This window comes from Halopseudomonas pelagia CL-AP6, from assembly GCF_000410875.1.
GTDB lineage: Bacteria > Pseudomonadota > Gammaproteobacteria > Pseudomonadales > Pseudomonadaceae > Halopseudomonas > Halopseudomonas pelagia.
This window is the reverse complement of record NZ_AROI01000054.1, coordinates 1-2,452: the sequence shown is the minus strand read 5'-3', so window position 1 is coordinate 2,452 and position 2,452 is coordinate 1. Positions and strand designations below refer to the sequence as shown.

At 59.1% G+C, this 2,452-nt stretch carries 2 protein-coding genes; both read right to left on the bottom strand.

What is annotated here, in order from left to right; genetic code table 11:
- Positions 1-61: 61 nt before the first annotated feature.
- A complete protein-coding gene (gene istB, locus K787_RS0121290; protein WP_022964809.1) occupies positions 62-802 on the bottom strand; it encodes an IS21-like element helper ATPase IstB in 741 nt (246 codons plus the stop codon).
- Entirely contained in the window at positions 799-2,319 is a 1,521-nt protein-coding gene (istA, locus tag K787_RS0121285) for an IS21 family transposase (protein ID WP_022964808.1), read from the bottom strand. The genes istB and istA overlap by 4 nt, the downstream gene beginning before the upstream one ends.
- Positions 2,320-2,452 lie beyond the last annotated feature (133 nt).

The following is a 2,452-nucleotide window of genomic DNA, read 5'->3' as shown; positions in this document are numbered from 1 at the left end:
TGTCAATGGCCATTAATTTTGACCCACTTTTGGCCAATAAAATTGACCCACTTGCGTACCGCTAACCGCCGGTTTTCTGCTTCAGTCGATAGCTCTCACCTCCCAGCATAAAGATGTGTGAATGGTGGATCACGCGGTCGATGATGGGCACGGCCACGTTGTCGTCATGGAAGAACTCGCCCCAGCTGGTGAAGTCCTTGTTGGTGGTCAGGATGACCGAGCGGTACTCGTACAGGTTGTTGATCAACTGGAACAGGTTGTAGCGGGCCTGCCGTGTCATTGGCAGGTAGCCCAGTTCGTCGATGATCAGCACGTCGTACTTGCTCAGTTGATTCAAACGCTTCTTCAGCTCGCCCTTCATCTCCGCCAGCTCCAGGTCTTCGACCAGTGCCAGAGCGGTTCGGAACAGCACTTTGTAGCCAGCCTGGACAGCCTTGTGGCCAATCCCAATGGCCAGATGGGTCTTGCCCACGCCCGGTGGTCCGATGAACACCAGGTTGTCCCGGTTGTCGATAAAGCTGAAGTCCAGCAAGGCACTGACCTGCCGCTTGGTAATGGTGGTCTGGTGCCGGTAATCGAAGGCCTCCAGATGTTTCTCCGAGGGGAGCTGCGCCTGCTTGAGGTTGCGGCTCACGCGGCTGCTGGAGCGGGCGTTCAGCTCATGCTCGACCAGTGATTGGGCGAAGTTCAGGTAGGACAGTTCATTGGCTTCAGCCCTGGCCAGCAGAGTGGCCAGCTCACCGGCGGTCGCGCTGAGGCGCAGGCTTCGGTACTGCGCAATGGTGCTATCGAGCAGGCTCATGGGGTCACCCCGTGGCCAGTCGACTGGCCAACCCGGGCGTAAGCGTTCAGGTCAGCGTGACTGACCTGGCTGCCAGCTACGGGCGCATAGTCCTGATCGCTGATGACCCGACCACGCGCCTTGGCTTGCTGCCAGGCTTCGAGGTAGCGCTTGAGTCCAGTGGCAGTCAGCTCGCTGCGCTCACACAGCTCACCAAGTAGCGTGGTATCAACTGGCGCATGGGCCATAAGTAGGTCGCGTGCGGCGACCAGCTGGTCCTTGTAGATGCGCGGGGAAGTACGCTTGAGCAGTTGGCACAGGGTTGCCCCCAGGCCATCGGGCAAGATCGAGTCGATGCCGTGCTCCAGGTTGGCAATGCGCTGGGCATGGTCTCGATAATGGTTGTTGTTCTTGACCATCCGGCCCTTGGCCTTGCACAGGTCATGGGTGGCGATGAGCTCACCGCTCTCCAGATCATGGATCAGCAACTGGTCGTCCTGGGCGCTGACACCGACACGGGCTTGCTGCCACGCCATGGGCACCGAGTACTTGTTGGCCTGCCAGGAGATCAAGCCAGTCTTGTCGACCTTACGGGTCTCGATTGCTTGCGCCACGTGCAGCAGGCTCTGCGGAACGAGATAAGGCTTGAGCTGGGCACGTTCCAACGTCTCGAAATGCGCTCGTGGATGATGCCCCGTCGTGCCGTGCAAACGTGCGTTAGCCACGGTCTCAAGCCAGTCATGCAAGTGCTCGCGAACGGCGTTCTCGTCCTGGAACTGCTCGCCGTAAAAGCAGTCGCGCTTTACGTACTTGACCCCGGACTCCACCTTGCCCTTGCTCTCCGGATCATAACCCTCGCACGCGTGGATGCGGTACCCGACGGTAGTCGCATACTGGTGGAAGCGCTGGTTCAGCGTCAGCTCACGGTATTGCTCGTTGATCACCACCATCTTGGTCTGATCGTAGATGCACTCCTCGGTGACGCCGCCAAAGTAGCGGAAGGCCTCGTCGTGCATCTGGATGAATCGTTCGGTATCCAGTGGCCTGAAGTCGAGGCCGACGTACATCAGCCGGGAACAGGACAGCACAAACACCACAAAGTGAACGACGCGCTCCAGACCGCCGATCATGACGCCCCGCAGCTCACCGGGATCGACCTGACACTGGACGCCTGGTACCGACTCAACGACCGGCTCGTAATAGCGCAGCTGACCGCTGGCAACCTGCTGCTTGAGCGCTTGCACATAGCGGCGGATGCTCCGGTCTGACACCGCCAGGTCAGTGGTGCGTTCCCTCAGGCGCCGGGCCAGCTTGACCGCGCTGAGGGCTGGAAACTGACCCAGCTGATTGATCAGGTAATCACGGTGCTGGTCGAGCAACTTGGTGCGCGAAGGGTCAGCAATAGCGGCGCTAATCTGCACCTCATCTAGCTGCAGATACTTGCGTACTGTGTTCCGGGAAATCCCCAGCTCACGACTGATGGCACGGACCGACAGGCCTCGGCTCTGGTCATACAACCCCTTGATCTTGTGAATCACAACCCACTCCTTCAATGATCTGTCCCCGGCCTGTGCATAAGGCGGGTGACGCTACATGGAACGGTGGCCAATGCCACCATGGGTGGGTCAAAATTGTTGGCCAGAGGTGGGTCAGATTAATTGGCCATTAACA

Excerpts from the sequence above, each read along its gene's own strand:
- istB (WP_022964809.1), bottom strand. The coding sequence starts at position 802 with ATGAGCCTGCTCGATAGCACCATTGCGCAGTACCGAAGCCTGCGCCTC.